This is a genomic window from Campylobacter concisus, assembly GCF_902460415.1.
In the GTDB taxonomy this organism is placed as follows: domain Bacteria; phylum Campylobacterota; class Campylobacteria; order Campylobacterales; family Campylobacteraceae; genus Campylobacter_A; species Campylobacter_A concisus_Y.
On record NZ_CABPTY010000001.1, the window covers coordinates 148,796 to 172,792 of the forward strand.

Annotated in this window: 22 protein-coding genes and 1 tRNA gene; 9 read left to right on the forward strand and 14 right to left on the reverse strand. The window is 38.1% G+C overall.

All coding sequences use genetic code 11. From position 1 onward, the window contains the following. The first annotated feature begins 7 nt into the window (after positions 1-7). The 7 genes from FZ940_RS00780 (at position 8) to FZ940_RS00810 (ending at position 7,586) form a co-directional block, all read left to right on the forward strand. Positions 8-901, forward strand: coding sequence for a polyprenyl synthetase family protein (locus FZ940_RS00780; RefSeq protein ID WP_148821568.1), 894 nt, complete (start codon positions 8-10; stop codon positions 899-901). Continuing rightward, positions 901-2,184: a glutamyl-tRNA reductase gene (hemA, locus tag FZ940_RS00785; protein WP_148821144.1), complete on the forward strand. Its 1,284-nt coding sequence runs from the start codon at positions 901-903 to the stop codon at positions 2,182-2,184. The genes FZ940_RS00780 and hemA overlap by 1 nt, the downstream gene beginning before the upstream one ends. Then, a complete protein-coding gene (locus tag FZ940_RS00790; RefSeq protein ID WP_148821145.1) occupies positions 2,174-3,874 on the forward strand; it encodes a proline--tRNA ligase in 1,701 nt (566 codons plus the stop codon). The genes hemA and FZ940_RS00790 overlap by 11 nt, the downstream gene beginning before the upstream one ends. Beyond that, on the forward strand, positions 3,871-4,302 hold the full coding sequence (locus FZ940_RS00795) for an FxsA family protein (RefSeq protein ID WP_148821146.1): 432 nt from the start codon (positions 3,871-3,873) through the stop codon (positions 4,300-4,302). The genes FZ940_RS00790 and FZ940_RS00795 overlap by 4 nt, the downstream gene beginning before the upstream one ends. Positions 4,303-4,310: 8 nt before the next feature. Next, entirely contained in the window at positions 4,311-5,240 is a 930-nt protein-coding gene (hemC, locus tag FZ940_RS00800) for a hydroxymethylbilane synthase (protein ID WP_148821147.1), read from the forward strand. Positions 5,241-5,242: 2 nt separating this feature from the next. After that, positions 5,243-5,590: an Imm10 family immunity protein gene (locus FZ940_RS00805; RefSeq protein ID WP_148821148.1), complete on the forward strand. Its 348-nt coding sequence runs from the start codon at positions 5,243-5,245 to the stop codon at positions 5,588-5,590. 187 nt (positions 5,591-5,777) lie between these two features. Beyond that, entirely contained in the window at positions 5,778-7,586 is a 1,809-nt protein-coding gene (locus FZ940_RS00810; protein WP_103600128.1) for a menaquinone biosynthesis decarboxylase, read from the forward strand. Positions 7,587-7,731: 145 nt separating this feature from the next. On the opposite strand, the gene FZ940_RS00815 is transcribed toward FZ940_RS00810, so the two are convergent. The 4 genes from FZ940_RS00815 to FZ940_RS00830 all read right to left on the reverse strand — a co-directional run bounded on the left by FZ940_RS00815 (position 7,732) and on the right by FZ940_RS00830 (position 13,129). Continuing rightward, the gene (locus FZ940_RS00815; protein ID WP_258033578.1) at positions 7,732-9,852 is read right to left on the reverse strand and encodes an RNA degradosome polyphosphate kinase; all 2,121 of its coding nucleotides are present in this window, start codon (positions 9,850-9,852) and stop codon (positions 7,732-7,734) included. A 161-nt stretch (positions 9,853-10,013) separates the two neighbouring features. After that, positions 10,014-10,598 (reverse strand): NUDIX domain-containing protein, encoded by a 585-nt coding sequence (locus tag FZ940_RS00820; protein WP_148821149.1) that lies wholly within the window; start codon positions 10,596-10,598, stop codon positions 10,014-10,016. Beyond that, positions 10,583-11,950 (reverse strand): magnesium transporter, encoded by a 1,368-nt coding sequence (gene mgtE / locus FZ940_RS00825; protein WP_148821150.1) that lies wholly within the window; start codon positions 11,948-11,950, stop codon positions 10,583-10,585. The genes FZ940_RS00820 and mgtE overlap by 16 nt, the downstream gene beginning before the upstream one ends. Positions 11,951-11,959: 9 nt before the next feature. Next, complete coding sequence (locus FZ940_RS00830) at positions 11,960-13,129, reverse strand: peptidoglycan DD-metalloendopeptidase family protein (protein ID WP_072594959.1); 1,170 nt, start codon at positions 13,127-13,129, stop codon at positions 11,960-11,962. Positions 13,130-13,242: 113 nt separating this feature from the next. Here FZ940_RS00830 and FZ940_RS00835 point away from each other — a divergent pair, with 113 nt between their 5' ends. Further along, on the forward strand, positions 13,243-13,965 hold the full coding sequence (locus FZ940_RS00835; RefSeq protein WP_148821151.1) for a plasminogen-binding N-terminal domain-containing protein: 723 nt from the start codon (positions 13,243-13,245) through the stop codon (positions 13,963-13,965). Between the two features lie 3 nt (positions 13,966-13,968). Next, complete coding sequence (locus tag FZ940_RS00840; protein WP_148821152.1) at positions 13,969-14,790, forward strand: YihY family inner membrane protein; 822 nt, start codon at positions 13,969-13,971, stop codon at positions 14,788-14,790. 80 nt (positions 14,791-14,870) lie between these two features. Here FZ940_RS00840 and FZ940_RS00845 read toward each other — a convergent pair whose 3' ends face one another. The 10 genes from FZ940_RS00845 to FZ940_RS00890 form a co-directional block, all read right to left on the reverse strand. After that, positions 14,871-15,896, reverse strand: a complete 1,026-nt coding sequence (locus tag FZ940_RS00845; RefSeq protein ID WP_148821153.1) for a hypothetical protein — start codon at positions 15,894-15,896, stop codon at positions 14,871-14,873. Between the two features lie 2 nt (positions 15,897-15,898). Beyond that, on the reverse strand, positions 15,899-16,600 hold the full coding sequence (locus FZ940_RS00850; protein WP_148821154.1) for a metallophosphoesterase: 702 nt from the start codon (positions 16,598-16,600) through the stop codon (positions 15,899-15,901). Between the two features lie 178 nt (positions 16,601-16,778). Then, positions 16,779-18,254: an aldehyde dehydrogenase family protein gene (locus FZ940_RS00855; RefSeq protein WP_148821155.1), complete on the reverse strand. Its 1,476-nt coding sequence runs from the start codon at positions 18,252-18,254 to the stop codon at positions 16,779-16,781. A 125-nt stretch (positions 18,255-18,379) separates the two neighbouring features. Beyond that, complete coding sequence (locus FZ940_RS00860) at positions 18,380-19,549, reverse strand: sensor histidine kinase (protein ID WP_148821156.1); 1,170 nt, start codon at positions 19,547-19,549, stop codon at positions 18,380-18,382. Continuing rightward, on the reverse strand, positions 19,542-20,204 hold the full coding sequence (locus FZ940_RS00865; protein ID WP_148821157.1) for a response regulator transcription factor: 663 nt from the start codon (positions 20,202-20,204) through the stop codon (positions 19,542-19,544). Before FZ940_RS00865 ends, FZ940_RS00860 begins: the two co-directional genes overlap by 8 nt. Before the next feature lie 9 nt (positions 20,205-20,213). Continuing rightward, positions 20,214-20,435, reverse strand: a complete 222-nt coding sequence (locus FZ940_RS00870) for a pyruvate kinase (protein WP_148821158.1) — start codon at positions 20,433-20,435, stop codon at positions 20,214-20,216. A 62-nt stretch (positions 20,436-20,497) separates the two neighbouring features. After that, positions 20,498-21,403 (reverse strand): AEC family transporter, encoded by a 906-nt coding sequence (locus tag FZ940_RS00875; protein WP_085657464.1) that lies wholly within the window; start codon positions 21,401-21,403, stop codon positions 20,498-20,500. 96 nt (positions 21,404-21,499) lie between these two features. Next, positions 21,500-23,206: a response regulator gene (locus FZ940_RS00880; protein ID WP_262367573.1), complete on the reverse strand. Its 1,707-nt coding sequence runs from the start codon at positions 23,204-23,206 to the stop codon at positions 21,500-21,502. 68 nt (positions 23,207-23,274) lie between these two features. Further along, positions 23,275-23,361: transfer RNA gene (locus tag FZ940_RS00885), tRNA-Leu, on the reverse strand. Positions 23,362-23,429: 68 nt separating this feature from the next. Further along, positions 23,430-23,732, reverse strand: a complete 303-nt coding sequence (locus FZ940_RS00890) for an HU family DNA-binding protein (RefSeq protein ID WP_012001719.1) — start codon at positions 23,730-23,732, stop codon at positions 23,430-23,432. Positions 23,733-23,997 lie beyond the last annotated feature (265 nt).

The window sequence follows — 23,997 nt, forward strand, 5'->3', positions numbered from 1 at the left end:
GATAAAAATGGATAAAATCGATGAAATAATGGGTAAATTTATAAGCGAGCTTGGCTACAAAGAGGCGTTTGAGATGTTTTTAAAGATAAGCTCAGGCAAGAAGCTACGCTCAAAACTTCTTTTAAAGATCGCGGGCGAGAGCGAAATTTCACTTAAACTTTGCGCTATCATCGAGCTCATCCACCTTGCAAGTTTGCTTCACGACGACGTCATAGACGAGGCAAATATAAGACGCGGCAAACCAAGCATAAACGCACTTTTTGGCAGTAAAAACTCAGTCATGCTAGGCGACATCCTCTACTCAAAGGCTTATTTTGAGCTTACAAAATTTGACCCAAACATCGCAGCTATCATCTCAGATGCGGTCAGTAAGCTAAGTGTCGGCGAGATGATGGATGTAAAAATGGCTGAAAATTTTAATGAAAACGAGCAAGAATACCTGAAAATGATCTACTATAAAACAGCTGTTTTGATAGAAGCTACGGCTATTTGTGGGGCGAAGCTAGCTGGCAAAGATAGTGAGAAATTTGGAATTTATGGCAAAAATTTAGGCCTTGCATTTCAGATCGTTGATGATATCTTAGACATCACTCAAGATGAAAAAACGCTTGGTAAACCAGCGCTTAACGACTTTGTCGAGGGCAAAACAACGCTTCCTTACATATATCTTTATAAGAGCCTGGACGAGGCTGGTAAAACAAAGCTTAGATCGCTTTGGGCAAAGAAGTTAAACGCGGACGAAATTTCATGGCTAAAAGAAAATTTTGATAAAACTAGCTCACTTAGCAAGGCTGTAAGCGAGGCAAAAAGGCTTGGGACTGAAGCGATAGAATCGATAAAAGAGTATAAAAATGCCGAGCTTGAGGGGATCATAAAAAGCATGATAGATAGGGAATTTTAATGCACTATTTAGATATAAGTTTTACATATAAAAATACTGATATTTCAGTTAGAGAAAAGCTTGCATTTGATAGCGATGAGAAAAAAGAGCAAATTTTAAAACTACTAAGATCAAACAAAAGCATAAACGAATGCATGGTTTTAAATACATGCAACCGCGTTGAGATAATTGCAAGCGTTAGTGATCTAGAAAGTGCAACGACGCATGCATTTAGGTGCATGTCTGTATTTTCAGGTGTTTTTGAAGATGAGCTTTATGAGAGGGCTGATATTTATGAAGATAGCGGAGCCGTGCACCACCTCTTTGCCGTGGCAAGCTCGCTTGATAGCCTAGTCGTCGGCGAAACGCAGATCGTTGGCCAGCTAAAAAATGCTTTTAAATTTGCTTACGATAGCTCAGCTTGCGGCAAACAAATCAGTAAAATCATCCACTATGCATGTAAATGTGCTGCTAAAGTTAGAAACGAAACTCAAATTTCTAAAAACCCGATCTCCGTTTCAAGTGTGGCTGTGGCAAAAGCAAAAGAAATTTTTGGTACGCTTGAAGGAAAAACTGCTATCGTCGTAGGAGCTGGCGAGATGGGCGAGCTGGCAGCAAAACACCTAATCTCAAGTGGTGCAGAAGTCATCATCATAAATAGAAGCTCCGAGCGTGTTGAGCAGCTAGTTGATAGTCTAGGAGATAACGCTAGCTGGGATAGCATTTTAAAATTAAAAGAGTATGTAAATAATTACGATCTAATATTTTCAAGCACCGCAGCCCCACACGCTATCATCACAAACGCCATAATCGAACCAAGAGAATTTCACAGATACTTTTTTGATATTGCCGTACCAAGGGATATTGATCTTATAAATACAGAATTTATTAGTGTCTATACGGTTGATAGTTTAGAGGAGATAGTAAGGAAAAATTTAGCCCTAAGAGAGGAGCAAGCACAAAAAGCTTATTCGATCGTAGGTCAAGGCACAAGCGAATTTTTAAAAATTTTAAAAGAAGATATGAGTGTGCCACTAATAAAATCGATCCGCAAACAAGCTGAAATTTGCGCTAAAAACGAGCTAGAAAAAGCGATAAAAAAAGGATATTTAAAGCATAGTGATTATGAGGAGGCACAAAAGCTCATTCATCAAGTTTTTAAAGCATTTTTGCACCAGCCAACGATGAAACTAAAAAGTCTTGCGGACGAGGAGAGATCTAGCGAGCTCTCAAATGGAGTTAGATTTTTATTTGATATAAAAGAAGAGCAAAATTTTCAAGTGGGAGATATAGATGAGATTTAGTAAATTTTATGCACCAACGACCAAAGAAGCACCAAAAGACGCATCTTTGCCAAGTCATAAATTTTTAATAAGAGGTGGATTTGTCGAGCAGATAGGCTCTGGTCTTTATAACTATCTACCGCTTGGAAAGATCATGCATGAGAAAATTTCTCGTATCGCACGAGAGGAGATGGATGAGGCTGGTGCGCTAGAGGTGAGCTTTAGCGTGGTTACTTCAGGCGAGCTTTGGAAGCAAAGTGGCCGCTATAACGTCTTTGGCAAGGAGCTTTTACGCTTTAAAGATAGAAAAGAAAATGACTTTGTCATAAGCCCTACAAACGAGGAAGCGGCCGTTGCTTTGGTACGTGGCAAGGTGACTAGCTACAAGCAGCTACCGCTAAATTTATACCAGATAAATACTAAATTTCGTGACGAAGCAAGACCACGCTTTGGCTTGTTAAGAGGGCGAGAATTTACGATGAAAGATGCTTATAGCTTTCACTCAAGCAAAGAGGATCTAAAGCGTGAGTTTGACCTTATGGAGGCAACTTATAGTAAAATTTTCACTCGTCTGGGGCTAAATTTTAGAGCCGTTGAGGCTGATAGTGGAGCCATTGGCGGTAGCGGTAGTAAAGAATTTATGGTGCTTGCAAGTAACGGAGAAGATGACATCCTTTGCTGTGAGACTTGCAAATACGCTGCAAATATAGAGGCTGCTAGAAGAAAAGCTAGAACAACCGATGCTGAAGCACCAGAGGCTGACGCGGCTAAATTTAAAACGCCAGATACAAAGACTATAAAAGGTGTGGCTGAGTTTTTTAAAGTTAGCGAGTTTTACTGTATAAAAGCTGTTATTAAAAAAGCTATTTATGAAGACAAAGAAGAAGTTGTGGTCTTTTTCGTAAGAGGCGATGACGAGCTTCAAGAGACAAAGGCACAAAATGCTTGTAATGCGCTCGAGCTTGTCGATGCTAGCGAAGAAGAGATTATAAAAGCTGGGCTTGTGGCTGGATTTTGCGGACCAGTTGGGCTAAAAGATGTAAAATTTTACATAGACAACGAGCTAAAAGGCGCAAATAATATGATATGTGGTGCCAACGAAAAGGACTACCACTTTGTTGGCGTTAGCGTTAGCGGATTTAACAAAGAGAGATTTAAAGATCTTATAAAGGTAAAAGAGGGTGATAAATGCCCAGTTTGCGGCGGAAATTTAAAACTTAGTAAGGGCATAGAAGTCGGTCACATCTTTCAGCTAGGCGATAAATATTCAGCTGCGATGAATGCGACATATCTTGATGAAAACGGTAAGGCTAAGCCATTTTTGATGGGCTGCTACGGCATTGGCATAAGCAGGCTTATCGCTGTGATGATAGAGGCTAGCCACGATGAGAAGGGCTGCATCTGGAAAAAAGAGTGTGCGCCGTTTGACGTGGAGATCATCATCTCAAATTTAAAAGATGAGGCGGGCGTGGAATTTGCATTTGAGCTTTATGAGAGCCTTAAAAAAGCTGGCGTTAGTGTTATCATTGATGATAGAAACGAGAGATTTGGCGTTAAGATGAATGATTTTGAACTCATCGGCTTCCCTTATGCGCTGCTTGTGGGTAAAGAATTTGCAAATGGCAAGGTTGAGTTTATAACAAGAGATGGTTTAAGCAAAGAAACAATTGGTGCAAACGAAGCCTTTAAAAAGATAAAAGAAAGCTTATGAGATTTTTCGCATTTTTATTTTTTTTGATAGAAGCGGTATTTATCTATCTTTTTGTTGATAAATTTGGCTTTTTAAACTATTTTCTCGAGGTGCTAGTCTCTGGATTTGTAGGCATTGCACTTCTTTTAAATGCTGGATCTTCTAGCTTAAATTCGCCTCAAGTGGCGTTTAAGAGCTTTCTTGGCGGAAATCTATTTAGTCAGTTAGGATTTAGTTTTGGCGGAGCGCTGCTCTTTTTACCAGGGATTTTGACAGATATTTTTGGTATCGCCGTAGTCGTTTTTTCTTTAGTCTTTAAAAAAAATGCAGCGAAAAATGAGAGCTATCAGGAGTTTAAATTCCAAAATTTTAGCGAGCAGAGTGCTAAAAAAGATGATGGTGAGATCATCGATGTTGAGGTTATAGAAGAGCCAAAAAGAGTAAATTAGGAGAGATGATGAAAGAGATAAAAATAGCAACTAGAAAGAGTATCTTAGCGCTTTGGCAAAGCGAGTATATCAAGGCTAGGATCGAGGCGCAGCACAAGGGCGTGAAGGTCGTACTTGAGGGTATGAAGACAAAGGGCGATGTGATACTTGACACGCCACTTGCGAAGATCGGCGGTAAGGGGCTTTTTACAAAAGAGCTTGAAGATAGCATGCTAAAAGGCGAGACTGATATCGCGGTGCATAGCCTAAAAGACGTGCCGGTAGTCTTTCCAAAAGGGCTTAAACTTGTAGCGATTTGCTCACGCGAGGATACAAGAGATGCGATGATAAGTGAGAAATTTGCTAAATTTAGTGACTTACCACATGGCGCAAAGGTTGGTACAACGAGTCTGCGCCGTAAGATGCAGCTACTTATCATGAGGCCTGATCTTGAGATTATCTCGCTTCGTGGAAATGTGCAAACTAGACTTAGAAAGCTAAAAGAGGGTGAATTTGACGCGATCATTTTGGCGATGGCTGGCATAAATCGCTTAAATATCAAGACTGAAGTGGCACATATCTACACATTTGGTTTTGATGAGATGATACCTGCGATGGGGCAGGGTGCTCTTGGGATAGAAGCTAGAGACGAGAAGCAAATTTTAGAGCAGATTGATTTTCTAAATGACGAAAATGCAGTCATAGAAACGACAATAGAGCGTGATTTTGTAAGCGTTTTAGAAGGTGGCTGCCAAGTGCCAATAGGCATAAGCGCAAGACTAAAAAATGATGAAATTTCTATCGATGCGATCGTTGGTCTGCCTGATGGAAGCGAGTTTATAAAAGATAGCTTAAAAACCAGCAAGGATAAATTTCAAAGCGTCGGCAAGGAGCTAGCGCATAAATTTATAGAAAAAGGGGCGAAAGAGCTTTTAAAACGCGCTGAAGAGATGGCATAAGCGTGTTTGAGTTAAAATTTAAAGCAAAAGCCATAAGTGCTACCAAAAATAGTAAAGACAACTACTATATGATCGGTCTTGCAGACGACAAATATAACTACAAAAACTACATAATCTTTCAAAGACCGATCAAACTAAAAAAGGGTGACGACGAAAACTCCGACATAAACGGCATATACGCAGAGTGTAATGGCGACGTTTGCTATAACGCTTGCAAATGCGTAACTATCACTGATAAAACCATAGTTTTTGAAGTAGAGGATAGCATCATTAGCGCCAATATAGAAGGCGTGAGGCTAAATGAACGCTTTATGAAATACTGCAAAGAGATATTTGGCGAGCTGTTGTAGTAGCTATAAATTTAATCATTAGCCTGCTGTTGCGCCACTTCTTTAGCCGCGATGATAGAGCGTAAATTTATTATCTTTGCGATAAAAACAGACACGTACAAACTGTCTATGTATGCAACAATAAAATATTAGCATCGCCTTTTTTATCAAATTTTAGCTATCATCTTTAAAAATTTAAGGGAAAAATATGGACTACATCAAGCTTTTAAAAGAAAATAATCTACTTCGTGTTATCGACGAGCCAACAGATATTGATCTTGAGATCGCGCATGCAAGCTATATCGAGGTCAAGCTTGAGAGCTCGCAAGCGCTACTTTTTACAAATCCAGTTTGCAAAAAAACTGGGCGTAAATTTGCCCCAGTGCTTACAAATATCTATGGCTCAAAACGTGCGCTTCAGCTTATCTTTGGGCTAAAGCCTGATGAGATCGCAGCCGAGATAGAAAAGCTTTTAAAGCCCAGAAAACCAGAGAATTTCAAAGAAAAGCTTGATTTTTTAGCCTATCTTTTTAATATGAGAAAAATTTTTACTAAAAGGCTAAAAGGTGAGGGCGAGTGCCAACAGGTAAAATTTATAGGTGAGGAGGCTGATCTTTTGAGTCTACCTGCGCTAAAGACATGGCCATATGATGGTGGCGCATTTATTACGATGGGGCAGGTCTATACGCAAAGCTTGGACGGAAATTTACAAAATTTAGGTATGTATCGCTTGCAAATTTATGACAAAAATCACCTTGGCATGCACTGGCAGATCCACAAAGACGGTGCAAATTTCTTTCACGAGTACAAGCGTGCAGGCAAAAAAATGCCAGTCTCTGTAGCCATTGGCGGCGATCCGCTTTATATTTGGTGCGGACAGGCGCCGCTTCCAAAGGGAGTTTTTGAACTTTTGCTTTATGGTTTTATCCGCAAAGAGCCAGCCAAACTCGTAAAATCTTTAACGAATGAAATTTACGTCCCGCACGATGCAGACTACGTGATAGAGGGTTTTGTGGATACGACTAAGAGCGAGCTTGAAGGCCCATTTGGCGATCACACTGGCTTTTATACGCCTATCGAGCCTTTTCCAGTGATGGATGTAACGGCGATAACTAGCAAGCGTGAGCCGGTATTTCATGCGACTGTGGTTGGAAAGCCACCACTTGAGGATAAATATATGGGCTGGGCGACTGAGCGGATTTTTTTGCCACTTTTGCGAACGACCGTGCCTGAACTACTGGACTACAATATGCCTGAAAATGGCGTTTTTCACAACCTAATCTTAGCCAAGATAAATACGCTCTATCCAGCTCATGCAAAGCAGGCCATGCACGCATTTTGGGGCGTTGGGCAGATGAGCTTTGTAAAACATGCCATTTTTGTTGGAGCCGATGCGCCTGAGCTTAAAGATTATGATGAATTTACTAGCTTTGTTTTAAATCGTTTTGGTAGCCAGAGTGTGCTAATAAGCCAAGGCGTGTGCGATCAGCTTGATCATGCTAGTCCAAATTCGTGTTTTGGTGGCAAACTCGGCGTAGATGCGACGCAGAATTTTTGTAAATTTAGCCCTAAGGTTTTAAGTGATGGTGAGCTTTTGGCTAAATTTCAAAGCGTTACTCCAAATGTAAAAGAGCTTAGGCAGTTTAAAATGGATACCAAAACGCCTATTTGTGTGGTGAAATTTGAAAAAGATTGTGTGGTAAAAGAGCTTTTTGACAAGCTTTTGACATTTAGAGAATTTTTCAAACTCCTTATCGTTGTGGATATGCAAAATCACCTTGAAAACCCATATATGCTACTTTGGCGTGTGGCAAATAATATTGATGCATTGCGTGATGTTTTCATAGATGGTGAAAATTTCTGCGTAGATGCGACGAGCAAGGACGAGCTAGAGGGATATACGCGTGGCTGGCCGTTGCAAACGGATTGTGACCGCGAAGTAGTTGCTGATCTAGTTAAGCGCGGTATCGTAAAAGATGAGCCAGAGTTATTTAAAAAATTTGAAATATTTGGCTAGCTTTGAGGTGCTCAAGTAAGTTTATGAATTTTGCTTTTTGTTGTGGATTTAAAATTTTTAATAATATTTACTTAATCAAATGCTAGTGCTTTTTATGCTGATTAAAAAATAGCTTTTAGACTAGGTCTAAAAGCTTAATTTATTTTTAGCTCTCTTTTAAGAGCTTACTTGCGAGCATATCGGCTTTTGCTTTATCTGTATCTTTTTTTACGGATTTGTAAATTTTAGATATATAATTTTCCAAAACTTCGTGGCAAGATATTACTTTTTCATTTTCACCTCTTGCTACTTTTACGTATTCACCGCTATTTTGTAGCTCAAAAGCTAGGTCATTATCACTTAGCTGAAGCTCTAAAATTTCAAGTAGTCTCTCTTGAAGCCTTGGCTCAAAGATAGGAGTCATAAGCTCCAAGCGACGCTCTAGATTTCGCGGCATCCAGTCAGCACTTGAGATATAAATTTTTGGCTGAGCATGTTTAAAATATAAAATTCTAGCGTGCTCTAAGTATTTGCCGATTATTGAGCGAATTTTTATATTTTCACTTTTGCCTTTTATGCCAGGCCTTAGTCCGCACACACCACGAACTATAAGGTCGATCTTCACACCTGCGTTTGAGGCATTGCTAAGCTCATTTATCACGTCTTCATCAATTAGGGCGTTCATTTTAGCGATGATTCTACCTTCGCTTCCTTTACTTGCCTCCACTCTTATCTTTTCTATAATGCGCTCTTTTATCTGAAAAGGCGACATACTAAGAGCGTTTAAACGGCGATTTTTATTATATCCTGAGAGGATGTGAAAAAACGAAGTCGTATCTTGGCTAAATTCTTCTTCGCTCGTAAATAGGCTCACGTCGGTGTAAATTTTTGCCGAACTGCCGTTGTAGTTGCCTGTACCAAAGTGCATATAAAATTTAAGCTTATCGCCGATTTGGCGAATGACCTGGCTAACTTTTGCATGCACTTTAAAGCCCGTGATACCGTATATCACGTGCGCACCGGCATCTTCAAGTGCTTTTGCCCAGTGCAGGTTGTTTTCCTCGTCAAACCTTGCTTTTAGCTCGACCATTACTGTTACTTGTTTGCCATCACTTGCGGCGTCTATTAGGCTTTGAATTATTGGTGAACTTTTATCGACTCTATAAAGTGTCATTCGAATAGATATGACTTTTGGATCTTTGCTGGCTTCTTTGATAAAGCTTACAACTGGATCAAAACTCTCAAATGGATGCACTAAGAGCACATCTTCTTTATCTATGGCGTCAAATACAGATATGCCATTGCCAAATGGTGGTAGTGTCTTTGGAACGTAAGGTGTATTTGCTAGGTGGGTAAAATTTTTACTTCCAGCTATTTCCCAAAGCGAGCTAAGAGTGAGTGGGATACTTGAAAAATAGACATCTTTATGAAAAATTTTCATATGAAAATTTAAGAAGTCCAAGATGTCAGCATCTACGTTTTTATCAATTTGCATACGAACAAAAGCCCCTTTTCTGCGAAGCTTTAGTCCTTGCTCAAGTATCATCATAAAATCATCCGCCTCTTCTTCTTCGATGACGATATCAGCGTTTCTTGTCACTCTAAAAGCAGCCGAGCTAAGTAGCTTATACCCTGGAAAAATTTCTTCTGCGTGGCGGTGTACGATCGTTTCAATCGGCACAAAAACATTGCTACTTGGCTGTGTAAAACGTGGTAAGACTCTTGAAATTCTTATCATGCCGTATTTTAAAATTTCTGGATGCTCAATATCGGCAAGCTTAACTGCAAGAGAGAAGCTAAGGTTGTTTAGGTGCGGAAATGGATGAGTTGCATCGACAGCGATAGGAACGATGACTGGCAAGATATTTGAGAAAAAGTATTCGTCGCACTTTTGCTTTAAGCTATCATCAAGCTCATCATAATTTTTTATAAAAAGCCCCTCTTTGCTAAGAGCATTTACTGTTTTTTTATAGTGATCTTCTACTAAATTTTGCTCATTTTGTAAATATTTTCTAATCTCTCTTAGCTGATCAAGTGGGCTCATGCCATCGCCACTGCTTGTAGTAGCTCCAGCTGCAAAAAGCTGCTTTAAGCCAGCGACTCTTATCATATAAAACTCGTCTAGATTTGTCATATAAATAGCTATAAATTTTAGCTTTTCAAGTAAAGGGATTTCCTTTTCACACTGAGCGAGCACCCTTGAATTAAAGCGTAGCCAGCTTAATTCTCGGTTTATAAAAAGAGTTTCGTTTTCGCTCATCATCTTCTCCTTGTGTTTTTTGGTTATTTTATGATATATGCGGTTATAAAGTTCTTACTTTATTTAAAATTTTGGTTACAATAAGCCAAAACTTAAATTTAAAGGCTTATTATGTCTGATTATGTGATATTAGTTGGTATCTTTTTAGTGGCAGTCGTTGTTTTTGCGCTTATTAAAAAGATATCGTTTTAGCTTTTAAATTTCTCCCACCACAAATAAGCAAAGATAAGCCCAAAACCTTTGACCTTGCTCTCATCAAAGGCAAATTTCATCATATCTTCTCGTTTTATAAAAACAAGTTCGATATCCTCCCCGTCGATACCACCGCCAGAATTTACCTTCATGTTCTCATCGATCTTTGCGTAAAACATAGTTTGTGTGTTGCCTCCAAAGCCAAAAGCACCGTACGTCATCGTGATACGCTCTATCTCTTTTAGCTCATAGCCCACTTCTTCGACCGCCTCTTCTCTAGCTGTTTGCTCCTCGCTAGGTCCTTTATCCATAAGACCTGCGCAAAGTTCGTAAGTAAAGCCTTGCTCATTTGTTTTGATGCCTTCTTTTTCTTGTGAGTACCAAACAGCAGGACGAAACTGCTTTACAAACAAAAAGGCATCTTTTTGCTCGTGATATAAAAAAATACTAACGCTATTCATCACTTTTACGCAGTCCCAGTCTCTTTGGACACCATTTTGCATAAATTTCATCTTAAATGGCTTTAAATATTTTGACTCACCAAGAGGCAGAATTTCTAAATTAGTTATAGTAGTATCCATTTCGCAAGTCCTAAAAAGCTAAAAAATCCTATCGCATCAGTAAAAGTAGTAAGAATGACGGCTGAGCCGACTGCAGGATCTATATTAAAGCGCCTTAGCGTCAAAGGTATGATTGTGCCAAAAAAGCCAGCAAAGAATAAATTCGTAACCATACTAAGTCCGATAACAACGCCAAGCATACCTTTGTCAAACCAAACAGAGGCGATTATGCCCATTACCACACCAAAGATTAGTCCATTTATGAGTGAAATACTAACCTCACGTTTTAGAACATTTTTGGCATCTTTAAACTCGATCTCGCCAAGTGCCAAACGACGAACCGTAACAGCAAGTGCTTGCGTGCCGGTATTTCCGCCCATTGATGCAACTATTGGCATTAAAACAGCAAGAGCGACATAGGCTGCGATTGTCTCGTCAAAAAGTCCGATTATAGATGAGCTAAAAAGAGCTGTTAGTAAATTTACACCAAGCCAAACCGCACGACCACGACCAGCCTTAAAAAGCGTATCGTCCTCTTCTGACTCGTCATCAACACCGGCTAGGTTATAAATTTGCTCAGTTGCACTCTCTTGAATGTAGTCGTGGATGTCATCAGATGTGATACGACCAAGTAAAATTCCAGTGCTACTAGTAACTGCAATAACGTTTAGGTCATAATCTTGTACCATATCAGCGACATTTTGCATAAGGTCCATATCATTTGCAACGTGTGGCTTGTAGTGATCGATCTGTGCTGACTCGATATTTTGCTTTAGTGTCTTTGTAAAATCAAAAAGTATAAGATCCTCAAGTGGGATAGCATATTGTAAAACACCGTCTTTATCTATAATGAAAAGCTGAGAGATATTTTCTAACTTACCTTCTTGCTTTTCTCGTCTAAGCCTTGCTACTGCATTGCCAAGCTTTTCTTCAAGGTGAGCCGAAAAAAGCTCTGTTTGCATGTGCGCACCGGCTCTATCTTCTTCGTAGCTTCTAAGTCTTAAAATTTCATTTTGGTTTTCTCTATCAAGCTCGTTAAAGAGCTCTCTAGCTTTATCCTCGTCGATATCCTCGATGTATTGAAGCAAGTCAGTCGCATCATCGCTCTCTAGCTCCTCAAGTGCTTCTACGATTTTTTCAGCTGGAAGTTGTTCGATCACATCTTTTAGCATGTGATCAGGTAGCTCGATAGCAACATCACCTAAAATTTCAGGATCTAGCTTTTCAAGATAGTGAGCAAAAAGCTCTTCGTCGTGCTTTTTAAGTGTTTTTAGGTGTTGGGCTAGCTCGTAAGGTGAGAGTTCATTATCTTCCAAATTTTCATCTAAATGCTGATCTATCAGCTCTTTTGCTTCTTCTAGTTCTTGGCTCAAGTTTTACCTTTAAAATTCTATTACATTAGGGAAAAATTCCACTTTGTGGTACTCTTTTTCATTATTTAAAGCATTTTTTATTAGCTCGTCATTTTTGCTAACAACTGCTTTAAATTTAGCCGATTCTTTCTTGTCTTCTAGGCTTTTAACGACCTTTATTGCACTTTCTGGATTTATAGGCTTATTATCTCTATAAAGACCAAAATGAAGGTGCGGTCCTGTGCTCATACCACTTGTACCAACGTAGGCTATGAGCGTACCTTGCTTGACTTTTAAACCACCTTTTATGCCTTTAGCAAAGCCATTTAGATGAGCATAAAGTGTCTCGTAGCCACCAGCGTGAGAGATGATGACGGTTCTGCCATATCCGCTTTTTTGTCCGACAAATTTAACCGTGCCATCACCTGCGGCTTTGATTGGTGTGCCTTTTGGAGCACCGTAGTCAACACCAAGGTGCGCTCTATATCTTTGGAGAATAGGGTGCCATCTTTTTAGGGTAAAAGCTGATGTGATTCTGGCGTTTGCAAGAGGGCGGACTAATAAAAATTTATCATTCTTCTTGCCATTTTTATCATAAAATTTATCTTCAAATTTATACATGACATATCGTTTATTTTTCGTTTCTATCATCGCAGCATAGATTTCTGGAGTACCAAAAGAGCGGCCCATACGTATTTTTTGATTATAAACGATAGCGATCGTATCGCCTTTGTTTATCTTTTTAAAATCAATGCCACTTCCTTTAAAAATTTCTTTAAAGCCAAGAGCTAAAGTGCCAGAGCCAGTGTAGTCAAAAATGTCTTCAGAGACTGATTTGTCCACCTTTAAGGCTAAAAATTTATCCTCACTTTGATAAGAGATGGGGAGAAATTCTAGTTTAAATTTATCATTGTCATCTCTAAAAATATGCATTTGAAGCTCGTCACTAACAGGGATTAGTACCTGTTTGGTGTTACCGTTGTCATCTTTATAAATTTGATACTTTGTGCCAGCGATGATCTCTTCTGTTAGCTCTTGATCTTCGGTTGCTAAGTTATAGTAAAGTGAAAGTGGGATTTTGTTTGTCTCTAAGAAATTTAAGAAGTTACTTCCATTTGGCCAGCTAAGCTCGTCGACACTTGGCTTTATAGCGTATAAATTTATAGATAATATTGCAAAAATTATAAAAATACGAGGCATTAATGTCCTTTTAAAAAGCTGGTGGGATTTTAACTAAAACTTGCTTTAATTTTGCAAAAGATAAAGCATTTTAGGCTATAATCGCTCTAAAAATTTAAACTTAGGAGATATTTTTGAAACGTATATTTGTGATTTTATCGCTAGTTTTTGGCTTTGCTTTTGGGGCTGATTTTTCTTTAAATGAGTATAGAACTCCTATAATTAGCGTCGATAGTGATGGCACAGCGACGATAGTTGATAGTCCAGAAATTTTAATCGGCTCAAGTGGCGTTGTGCTTCATAAATTTGACACTGATAGCTCTATCATCGCAAGAGTTAGTGTTGTCTCAAAAAATTCTGGCTTTGCTAAGATTAGATTTGAGGTGTTTGATCTGCTTGAGCAAAAGGCACTCCCACTTCCAGGCATTGCACCTGCAAATGGCGATATGGTCGTGCTAAACTATCTTTATAACCGCTCATTAATTATCGTGCCAAATAAAGAAATTTACGAAGAGATCACATCTGCGTTTCCAAATATGATATTTATCCACCCAGATATTATAGGAGCGTATCTAAGCTACGAATACAAGCCAAATCCAAGCAGAGATGACTTTAGAAAAATGTGCGCTCAAAGTGCAGCTGGTCTAATTTTCGTAGCGATGGATGGTAGAAGCGTTTTTGCTGATTGCCAAAGCTTTAAAGTGCTAAAAGAATTTAAAAGCGGCGAGGTTGAGTACTATCAACTTCCATTTTATACAAGAGTTAGCGATATAGACACTGTGTTTTGGAAGCTAAATAGCGAGCACATCAATAACTACGACGCTCACTACGAAAAACTTTTCGAAGAAGATAACTGATAAATGAGCCGTTTGTCCTTAAGTAAGCAAAGCTTAAAAGAGTTTTTAAATTTACTCCCAACGCTTAAGGACAAAGAGCTCTTTCACTACGCCTCAAGCCTTAGTTTTCATACGATTTTATCGATCATTCCGATACTTCTTATATCGTTTTCTATCTTTACAAAACTGCCTAGTTTTGAGGGCTATTACGCTAAAATTCAAGACTTTATCTTCTCGGCTCTTTTGCCAAGTAATCAAGAGATCATCTCAAACTACTTGCAAAATTTCTTACAAAATAGCGGAAATTTGGGCATAGTTGGCTTTGTAGCGATGATATTTACATCGGCTATGTTTTTTAGTGACTACGAGTATGTAGTTTTGAAAGTGACACGTGCAAGTAAGGCTAGAGGATTTTGGTCAGCACTTAGCTCGTATTGGACGCTTATCACGCTCGCGCCACTTGGTCTTACTGGTAGTTTTTATCTTTCAAGCCTCATTCAAGAGATGTTAAACTCAAACGAGTTTACAAGCTCTATAAATTTTTTAAGCATCTTTCCATATCTCATCATTTGGGCGATATTTTGTGTCACATATCTCATCTCAGTAAATGACGAGATCAGATTTAAAAGCGCACTTTTTAGCTCATTTGCCGCTTCGCTCGTTTGGTATATTGGCAAGTCAGCCTTTGTCTACTACGTCCTTTATAACAAAACCTATCTAAGCGTTTATGGCTCTTTTTCGGCCGTGCTTTTCTTCTTTGTCTGGATCTACATCTCGTGGATCATCTTTTTATATGGGCTAAAGCTTTGTGCTTATCTTTCAAATAGCTTAAAATTTAAAAGATAAATTTGATATTTCGCTAGCTGGATATCTTTATAAATTTACCAGCTAGCGTGTGTATTATTTTATGTAAAATTTTATGTGGATCAGCGTTTAAATTCGCAAATTTCTATCTTTATACCAAGCTCTTTGCTAAATTTACTCACAGCCTTATCTAGTTCATCTTTGTCAAAGCAGATAAGATCTATGTAAGATCGCATCTCGCCATTTGCTTCACCTATGATCTCGCAAATTTCACTCTCATGTAGCGCGTCTGATATTTTGTTTTTGCTATCAACGCCAAACTGTATGTCGCCACCGTGAGATAGGGCTAAAAAGCAAAAATTTATGCCAAGCTCAAAAGCTTCGTTATAGGTATCGCTTGCGCCGTCGTAGTATTCGTTTAGTAGCTCGCTAAGAGATGTAAATCCTGTGAAAACGTCGTCACGTAGCTTGTTTGAACGAGGTTCTAGCTCATAGACCATAAAATTCTTAAGCGGCTCGTTTAAGGCTTCCTTGCCAAATTTCTCATCTATAAGATCGGCAAAGTCGATCAGTGGCACGCCTTTTTCTCTTGGCTCGTCTATTATCTCAAACTCTCCAAGCATATTTATCATAATCATCTCACCAACTACGTTGTCACAAAGTATGAGCGATAATATATATGCCTTATTTTCATCTTCGCTTTTAAGCTTACTTAGAGTCTCGTTATATAGGCACATATCTACGCTTTTGTCATTAAATTTTGCATAGACCATGACCTCATTTGCATCAACGCTTACGCCATACATTTGTATAGTGGCGACGTTTCGTGGTGCACGTGGCTTACCAAGTGTGCAAGTAAGCTTTGCCTCATACTCTTTTGGCATGCGCGATTTTATAAATTTAAGCCACAAAAGCCTATGTTTAAGTCCTTCTGGAGTGAGTACTAGATCGATCTTTCCATCAATAAGGCCTATCATAAAAGTTGGATCAACTAAACATAAATTTAGTGCCTCTTCGGTCATTTTGCTTGCAGCTTCAAAATTTTTATCTTCTAAATTTTGTTTGATGGCGTCTAAATTTTTGCCAAACTCGCTCCAAAATTTATCAACTCTGCTTGCAAAGCTAGAGCTCTTTTTAGAAAACCACATTTTTATCCTTGTTTATTAAAATTTTCAACATTTTTTTGCGTATAAATTTTCATCGATGGAAATTCTAAGGCACTTAGCTTGTCATATCCTTCTTCATTAAAAACACATCCCGTATCGATATTGGCGCTATTTGTATAGAGCTTAGCCTCACGCACTGGCGTATGCCCATAGACATTAAATATGCCTTCAACTTGCATCATATCGCCTCTACCTGATAGTATATGCCTTCTAAACTCATCTCTTGAACTATCATCATCTCTTAAGGTCCAAAATTTGCCAACAGCCGAGTGCGAAACGACCAAATACTCGCCATTTTGGTTTTTACACTCTTTAAACTCCAGATAAACTGGCCTTTGTTCTAAAAAATCAATATGCCTTTGCTTGAACCCCACGCTTTGGCCAAGATATGATCCATATGTCGCCACGCCACCATTGTTGAAAAACCAACTCGTGTCAAATGGCACTTTGTTGTTTAGAAATTCAAGTTTATTACTTAGCAGCCTGCGCTCATGATTTCCCATTACCATTTTATAGTTATTTTGTATGATAAGCTCGACTACATCGCAACTAAAAAGCCCCCGATCTATCACATCTCCGACAAAGCAAATTTGTGATTTTTCTTTGTCTGGAAACTGCTTGATAAGCTCTAAAAGTGTGTTAAAACAGCCGTGCACATCGCCTATGATATAAATTTGCTCGCTCAATTTTTCTCCTTTGTGCCAAATCTTAGTCTATTAAGCTTAAAAATGTAGTGTTAAGAAAACACTTTTGTATAGCTGTACCATATTGGCGTAATGCTAGCGATATATAAAGTTAAAACCTAGTAAAAGATATTTAAAATTTAAGGAATTTAAAGCAGAAGGGAGCCTAAGCTCCCTAAAATCATTGTGCGTAAAAGCCGCTCACCTTGCCAGTAAGATCGATCATGATGTTTTTCATCTGAGTGTAGTGCTCAAGTATGATCTTGTGCGTCTCACGGCCGATACCTGAGTTTTTATATCCGCCAAATGGGCTTCCTGCTGGGATTTGATTATAAGTGTTGATCCAAACCCTGCCAGTCTCCATAGACCTTGCAACTCTTAGCGCTTTTGTGATGTCTTGCGTGAAAATTCCACCACCAAGGCCGTATTCGCTGTCATTTACCATTTTGATAAGCTCAGCTTCATCTTTAAATTTAATGACAACGCCAACTGGACCAAAAATTTCTTCCTGAGCTACTCTCATGTCGTTTGTCACATCAACTAGTAGTGTTGGCTCGACAAATGCACCTTTGTCGCAACCATTTGCGGTGTAGGCTTTGCCGCCGACTGCTACTTTTGCACCTTCTTTTTTGCCGATCTCGACGTAGTCTAGAATTTGCTCAGCTTGTTTTTTATTGATTTGTGAGCCCATTTGAGTGCTAGGATCTAGAGGATCGCCAACTTTTATAGTGCTAAATTTCTTAACTGCAGCCTCTATAAATTTGTCATAAAAGCTCTCTTCTACGAAAATTCTAGATCCTGCGCAGCAAACTTGACCTTGGTTAAACAAAATTCCAAGCTGAAGGCCATCAAGCGCTTTGTCTAAATTTGCGTCGCTAAAGAAGATATTTGCGCTCTTTCCGCCAAGCTCAAGTGTGGCTGGGATGATACGACGAGCCGCAGCTATGGCGATATCGCGGCCGATCTCGGTTGAGCCGGTAAATGCTAGCTTATCAAGGCCTGGGTGGTTTTTGATCCACTCGCCACTCTTGCTGCCTCTGCCGGTTACGATGTTAATAAGGCCTTTTGGTAAAATTTTATCTATCAGCCTAAATAGCTCAAGCACGCTTAGACTTGTCTCGCTTGAAGGTTTAAACACGCTCGCATCGCCCGCTGCGATCACTGGAGCTAACTTCCAAGCCGCCATTAAAAATGGAAAATTCCAAGGCACGATCTGACCCACAACTCCTAGTGGCTCGCGTAAAACGATAGAGAGTTGTTTTTCGTCAAGCACATTCGCGCTGCCTTCTTCGCCCATGATAACGCCAGCAAAGTACCTAAAATGCTCTGCCGCAAAAGGAATATCAACATTTAGCGTTTCGCGGATCGGCTTGCCGTTATCCATACTCTCGACTTTTGCTAAATGCTCTTTATTTTCATCGATGATGTCAGCGATCTTGTTTAGCAGTTTTGCTCGCTCGCTAATTGTAGTGTGTTTAAATTTCTTAAAAGCCTCACGTGCAGCACGAACTGCGTCATTTACATCTTCTTCAGTCGCATCTGCGATCTTTGCAAGGTGATCGCCGTTTGCTGGATTTTTAGCATCAAGGGTAGCGCCGTCTTTTGCGTCGCGCCACTCACCATTTATGAAAAGCCCATATTTTTCTAGTAACTTCATACTTTTCTCCTCGATTAAGATTTTGTAAAAGGATTATAATATTAATAAAATTTATCAAAAATAAATTTTTGCTATAAATTATCTTTTTTAATAAAATTTATTATCTAATATGAGAATTTTTGACTTTAGTCTTTCCAAGAAAGTGAAAAAGTAGTTTCTTTGCCAAGTTCGCTTTGGCACTTTACTTCGATACCATTTTTTATGCAGCAGCTTTTTACTAGACTTAGTCCTATGCCAAAGCCGCCTTGATCGTCGTTAAATCTCGTGTAACGATCAAAAATTTGTAGCTGTTGCTCTTTGCTGATACCAAGCCCAAGATTGCCTATGCTAAAGAAATTTGGCTCTAAAACGATGCGTACTTCTGAATTTTGCGCTGCGTATTTTGCGGCATTGCTTAGGAGATTATCTAAAATTTTACTCATATCCTCAAGGTCTGCATTTATGAAGCTGGGCTTTAGGCTGGCCTCTATCTTAAGTCCACGTTTGGCAAAAAATGGCGAGAAATAGTTCAGCCTTTGTGTAGTTAGTAAATTTAGATCTATGAACTCTTTTTTGCTAGGCTTGTCTAGGTTAAAGCTTAGATGAACGAGCGCGTCATAAATGTTATTTAGGCTCTTTGCGGCAAGGCTGATATTGTTAAAACGCCTTAAATTTCGCTCATTTAGGTTGTCAAGATCGGCTGTTTCTATGCTCATCGAGATGACGCTTAGAGGTGTGTTTATCTCGTGTGTTGAGTCTTTTATAAAGCGGTTTAGCGTATCTATCTTTTCATAAAGCGGTCTTAGGCTTAGTTTTGCTAGGTAAAAGGCGACAAAGAGCAGAGCAAAAAAGAAAAAGAGCGCCTTTAGCGTGGTTGAAATTTGTAAAGATAAAATTTCAGCCTTGATATCTTTACCAACTAGAAAAATATCTGCGTGTGAGAGCTCATCTGTGGTGTTGTCGTCCATGTACTGGATCTTTTCAAATATCGCGACCTTGCCGCCGATCAAATTTACATTTTTGCTTTTGTCGATTTTTTGACAGTCAAAGTCTTTATAAATTTTCTCGCCATTTTTTAGCACGATGCAAGCATGCACGCCTTTTTCTTTTGTTAGACTTGAAATTGAATCAAGTCCATTCATTCTAGCTTTCATGTAAATGCCCATCTTTATCTCTTTTAAAGACTTCACCTCGTTTAAAATGAGCGCTTCTTTTTTGTTTTTATAGTCGTGTATGAAAAAATATCCTAAAAATATCACAGAGCTAACAAGATAAAGGGATAAAATTTTAAATAAAATTTGCGTCTTTTCAGACATAGATGTAGCCGTCTCCACGCCTGTTTAAAATGGCATCTTTGCCTAAAATTTGGCGTAAATTTTTGATATAGACACGAAGGCTAAGCTCGCTTGGCTCCTCGTCAAATTTCCAAATTTTATTAAAAATTTCATCTTTGGTTAAAATTTTGCCTTTGTTTTGCAAAAATAGCGCGAGTAGGTCGCTCTCTTTACTTGAGATATTTACATTTTTGCCATCTTTGCTTAGTGTCTTGCTCTGCGGATGAAAGCTAAATTCGCTTGAAATTTTGATCGCATCGCCACTGTGATGTGAGAAATTTCTCTTTAGAAGTGCTTGTATACGTATGAGTAGTTCTTTTAGCTCAAATGGCTTTTTTAGATAGTCGTCGCAGCCACTTTTGTAGCCTTTTTCAAGATCGTCTATGGTATTTAGCGAGGTGGTAAAGATGCTAGGTGTGCTAACACCTAGCTCTCTTAAGGAAGAAAGAAGTGAAAAGCCATCTCCTTGTGGGAGTTTGACGTCAAGTATAAGTAGGTCAAAATTTTGTTCGTAGGCGAGATCAAGCGCTTCTTTGGCATTATCTGAAGTAGTGACCTCATATCCATTTTCGCTTAGATACTCACTGATGAGATCAAGTAAAATTTCATCATCTTCAACGAGCAAAATTCTAACCATTAAGCACCTTTACATGCCTTTTTTCATTTCGTCTTTTTTCATACCCATGTCGTCTTTTTTCATTTCGTCTTTTTTTATCATGGGTTTTTTGCCCATGTCATCTTTCATCATCTGCTCTTTCTTCATCATCTCGTCTTTGCCCATGTCATCTTTTTTCATCATTTCAGTAGCATTTGCAAGACCACCAAGCATAAACATAGCACCAAGTGCAACTAGTAGTAATTTCTTCATAACGTCTCCTTTAAATGAAATATGATGAAATACTATCTCTTTAGTGTTAAGTGAGTGTGAATTTACGCAAATACAAAATATATAACTGGAAGCGTGATAAATGAAAAAAGCACGCCTATGGCCACTGATGAGATGGCTAGCGAGCTATCAAGGCCAGCTTTTATGACCATCGCACTTGCAAGGGCTGATGTTGGCATAGCGCACTGAAAGAGACCAACGACCCAAGTTTTGTTCATCTGGATACCTGAAAATTTTAATATGATGAAAAATACGATAGCTGGCAAGATCATCTTACACAAAAGCACAACGCTAACGCCTTTATATGAGCTTGTGATGCTGCTAAAGTTAAGTCCAACACCAATCGCAAAAAGTGCTACCGGAGTAACGCTACCTTCAAACATCCTAAGTGGCGCAAAGATGAATTCTGGCAAAGGAACTTCTTTTAAGATAAGAGCCATAATAAGTGCGATAAATGGCGGAAATTTTAAAATTTTCATCGTATTTTGAAAAAGAGAAACCTTTTCTGGTGCAGCAAAAGAGAGGATAAGTGGGCCAAGGATCGAAAGTGGGATACCAGTGGCTATTTGATCGTAAAAGATGACTTCATTTACCATCGCATCGCCAAAGAAGCCTTGAATGACAGGCATACCGACAAATAGGGTATTACCAAAAAGGCTTAGCATGACCATACTAACAGTTGTTACTTTAGTAAATTTAAAGATCTTGCCAAGTACCAATGCCATGACAGCACTGATAGCTGTTGAGCCAAAGCCAATTAAAATTGTATTTATAAGCGAAACATCGACGTTTACGTGATAAATTTTGTCAAAGATTAGCGCAGGCATTGCAAAACAAAGGACAAAATCCACAAATGGGATCGAGTGCTTTTGTTCAACAATGCCGACTTTTTTAGCAAAAAAACCAGTTGCGATTATGAAAAAAATTGCAAAAAGTGGAGTGAAGTTCATAGCATTCTCTTTATAAATCTAAATTTTTACGGAAGATTGATTATAGGACCCAAAAGATTAAATTACTATAAACTTTTTGGAAAATTTCTAAGCAAATCACGCCATCACGTTGATCTTTTTATAAAATTTATCCTTTTCATCCATCTTTTCTTTATACTTTAGATCATTTTCAAGGTAACTGATATTATAAATTTCACTCGACGTTATACTTTTTGTGTTGCTTAGGCTGATTAAAAATTTACTTGAAAATTTATCTGATAAATTTACGATAGCTATCGCTCCGATATCTTTTAGAGTGACTATATCTTTGCCTTGGCGTATGCCTATTTCATCAAATTTTAGTCTATTTAGCTGCACATTATTCATGCTTTTTGCATCTAAATTTACACTTAACTTTCGACTTCCTGGCGTGTTTAGCTTACCAGTGTCAGTGTACAGCTCTTTGACATCTAACTCTCTGCCACTATCAAATTTTAGTCTGATGCTACCATCTTTATTTAGCTTCATGGCTATTACACTATCGCTATCTTGCAAGGCACTAGCTGCTGTGGTTTCATTTAGTGCAAAGGCTCGTTTTACCTTTTTTAAATTTGACATACTAAACTCAAGCCCAGTTGCTTTACTAAATTCATTTTCCATGGCTATCATTTTGGCTGATTTTGTATTTTCTAGCTTTGATATGTATTCATTTGCGTTTTCATCAAAAATTTTTAAACTCTTACCTAGTTGATCTATGGTTTTGTTGTAGGCGTTAGCTTCTTTGATATAGTCGTTATAAAATTTCATAAAGCTATCTTTTTGATAGTTTGTGTAAGAGAAATTTTCATCTATTTTTTGGTTTTTGCTAGGTTCTATTATTGGATTAAACTCGCTAAGTCTTGCTGTATCGTCAAAGCCTATTTTTGTGTAGGCAAAATTTTTAAAAGAGCTGTCTTTGCCAAATATTTTATTGTGTCTTAAATCGACCCAGCCATCGCTTTGCGTATATTTGCTAAAAAAGGAATTTATATCTTCATTACTCATTTTTTCATATCTGTTTTCTGCTGAAAATAATGTATTTGGATCTGATGAGTAGTAAGAAAGTCTGTGATCAACATCTTTGACATCCGCGTAAAGATTAGGATTATTTGTTATTATCGATTTGTGATTGAGCTCTTCTCTTTCTTTTTGGTTGTGATTTATGATATTTGTATTTATAAATTGTCTTAGATCGATTCTAGGCACAAGATCGCTTAGCTTTGCTATTTTCTCATTTCCATCTTTGTCATAGCCTTTTGCTTTTAGTTTGTCAAATAGCTTATCGAAAGCGTCTAGGATGCCGTCATTGTTGCTATCAAAGCTAAAAAGTGATAGGTTATTTTCTAATTTACCAGTGCCTAATTTATCATTATCATCATATAGATCCAAAAATACTTCGACATCTCCATATTTTGTCGCTAGTGTACTTGAATATGCACTCTCGTTTAAATTTTTAAATTTTGTATTATTCAAATAGCCACTTTTTAGCGTATTTAGCATACTTTTTTCGTCGGTGGCTTTTATGTTTTTAAAGTATGCATCTTTGTTGAAATGATTGTTTTGGGAAAGCTCTTGGGTAAAAATTTTATTATTGGAAATGATATTTTGTGAATAGTCTTTTAAAATTTCTTCTATTTTTGTCGTTATCTGTCTTTTGTTATACTCTTTAAGTTCTGCTTCACTGATATGAATAGTTTGCGTATGAGTTATTTTTGATATATCTTTGGCTTTAATATCTTGATATTCCACGCTTGTGAGATTATTATTTAAAGATGCAACGTTCATTTTAAATCCTTTTTTAAAGACACTACTACTAATATCGGATAAATTTAGAAATTATTTAAGTATATGAATGGTGCCCGAGGTCGGACTCGAACCGACACAAGGTTGCCCTTATCAGATTTTGAGTCTGACGCGTCTACCAGTTTCACCACTCGGGCCAAGTTGAAATTGAAATTTTAGATTTGTGAGTAGAGAAAAAAGGGAGACTTGCTCCCCTAAAAAGAAATTATTTCTTTTTACCTTTTTTAGCAGCACCAGCAGCAACTGCTTCTTTAAGTTTTTTGCCAACTTTGAATTTAACTGCTTTGCTAGCAGGAACATCGATAACTTTTTTAGTTCCAGGAACTCTAGCTTTTCTTGCAGCTCTGTCAGCAGTACCAAAAGTACCAAAGCCTATAAAGCTAATTGTATCGCCTTTTTCAAGAACTGCTTGGATTGTCTCCAAAGTAGCATCAACAACTTTTAGAGTATCTTTTTTTGAAAGACCAGCCTTATCGGCAACAGCTTGAATAAATTCAGCTTTTTTCATGAACCATCCTTTTAAGAAGTTATGTGGCTATATTACACTCTTTTAAAAAAAAATACAATACTTTTTCCCTAAATTTAGCTCTTTTTTACGTTTTTTTAACAAAAAATGCGATTTTTTTAAAAATTTACTCGCAAATTTCAAACATAAGCTCGGTCTTTAGACTAACCTTTTTCATATCAATAAGCTTTAAATTTTTAAAATTTAAGCTCAATAATTCATCTTTATTTTTTATAAGTTTATTTGCTATCTGGCGCAAGACTTCGCC

Excerpts from the sequence above, each read along its gene's own strand:
- FZ940_RS00780 (WP_148821568.1), top strand. The coding sequence starts at position 8 with ATGGATAAAATCGATGAAATAATGGGTAAATTTATAAGCGAGCTTGGC.
- hemA (WP_148821144.1), top strand. The coding sequence starts at position 901 with ATGCACTATTTAGATATAAGTTTTACATATAAAAATACTGATATTTCA.
- FZ940_RS00790 (WP_148821145.1), top strand. The coding sequence starts at position 2,174 with ATGAGATTTAGTAAATTTTATGCACCAACGACCAAAGAAGCACCAAAA.
- FZ940_RS00795 (WP_148821146.1), top strand. The coding sequence starts at position 3,871 with ATGAGATTTTTCGCATTTTTATTTTTTTTGATAGAAGCGGTATTTATC.
- hemC (WP_148821147.1), top strand. The coding sequence starts at position 4,311 with ATGAAAGAGATAAAAATAGCAACTAGAAAGAGTATCTTAGCGCTTTGG.
- FZ940_RS00810 (WP_103600128.1), top strand. The coding sequence starts at position 5,778 with ATGGACTACATCAAGCTTTTAAAAGAAAATAATCTACTTCGTGTTATC.
- FZ940_RS00820 (WP_148821149.1), bottom strand. The coding sequence starts at position 10,598 with ATGGATACTACTATAACTAATTTAGAAATTCTGCCTCTTGGTGAGTCA.
- FZ940_RS00830 (WP_072594959.1), bottom strand. The coding sequence starts at position 13,129 with ATGCCTCGTATTTTTATAATTTTTGCAATATTATCTATAAATTTATAC.
- FZ940_RS00840 (WP_148821152.1), top strand. The coding sequence starts at position 13,969 with ATGAGCCGTTTGTCCTTAAGTAAGCAAAGCTTAAAAGAGTTTTTAAAT.
- FZ940_RS00845 (WP_148821153.1), bottom strand. The coding sequence starts at position 15,896 with ATGTGGTTTTCTAAAAAGAGCTCTAGCTTTGCAAGCAGAGTTGATAAA.
- FZ940_RS00855 (WP_148821155.1), bottom strand. The coding sequence starts at position 18,254 with ATGAAGTTACTAGAAAAATATGGGCTTTTCATAAATGGTGAGTGGCGC.
- FZ940_RS00860 (WP_148821156.1), bottom strand. The coding sequence starts at position 19,549 with ATGTCTGAAAAGACGCAAATTTTATTTAAAATTTTATCCCTTTATCTT.
- FZ940_RS00865 (WP_148821157.1), bottom strand. The coding sequence starts at position 20,204 with ATGGTTAGAATTTTGCTCGTTGAAGATGATGAAATTTTACTTGATCTC.
- FZ940_RS00870 (WP_148821158.1), bottom strand. The coding sequence starts at position 20,435 with ATGAAGAAATTACTACTAGTTGCACTTGGTGCTATGTTTATGCTTGGT.
- FZ940_RS00875 (WP_085657464.1), bottom strand. The coding sequence starts at position 21,403 with ATGAACTTCACTCCACTTTTTGCAATTTTTTTCATAATCGCAACTGGT.
- FZ940_RS00880 (WP_262367573.1), bottom strand. The coding sequence starts at position 23,206 with ATGAACGTTGCATCTTTAAATAATAATCTCACAAGCGTGGAATATCAA.
- FZ940_RS00890 (WP_012001719.1), bottom strand. The coding sequence starts at position 23,732 with ATGAAAAAAGCTGAATTTATTCAAGCTGTTGCCGATAAGGCTGGTCTT.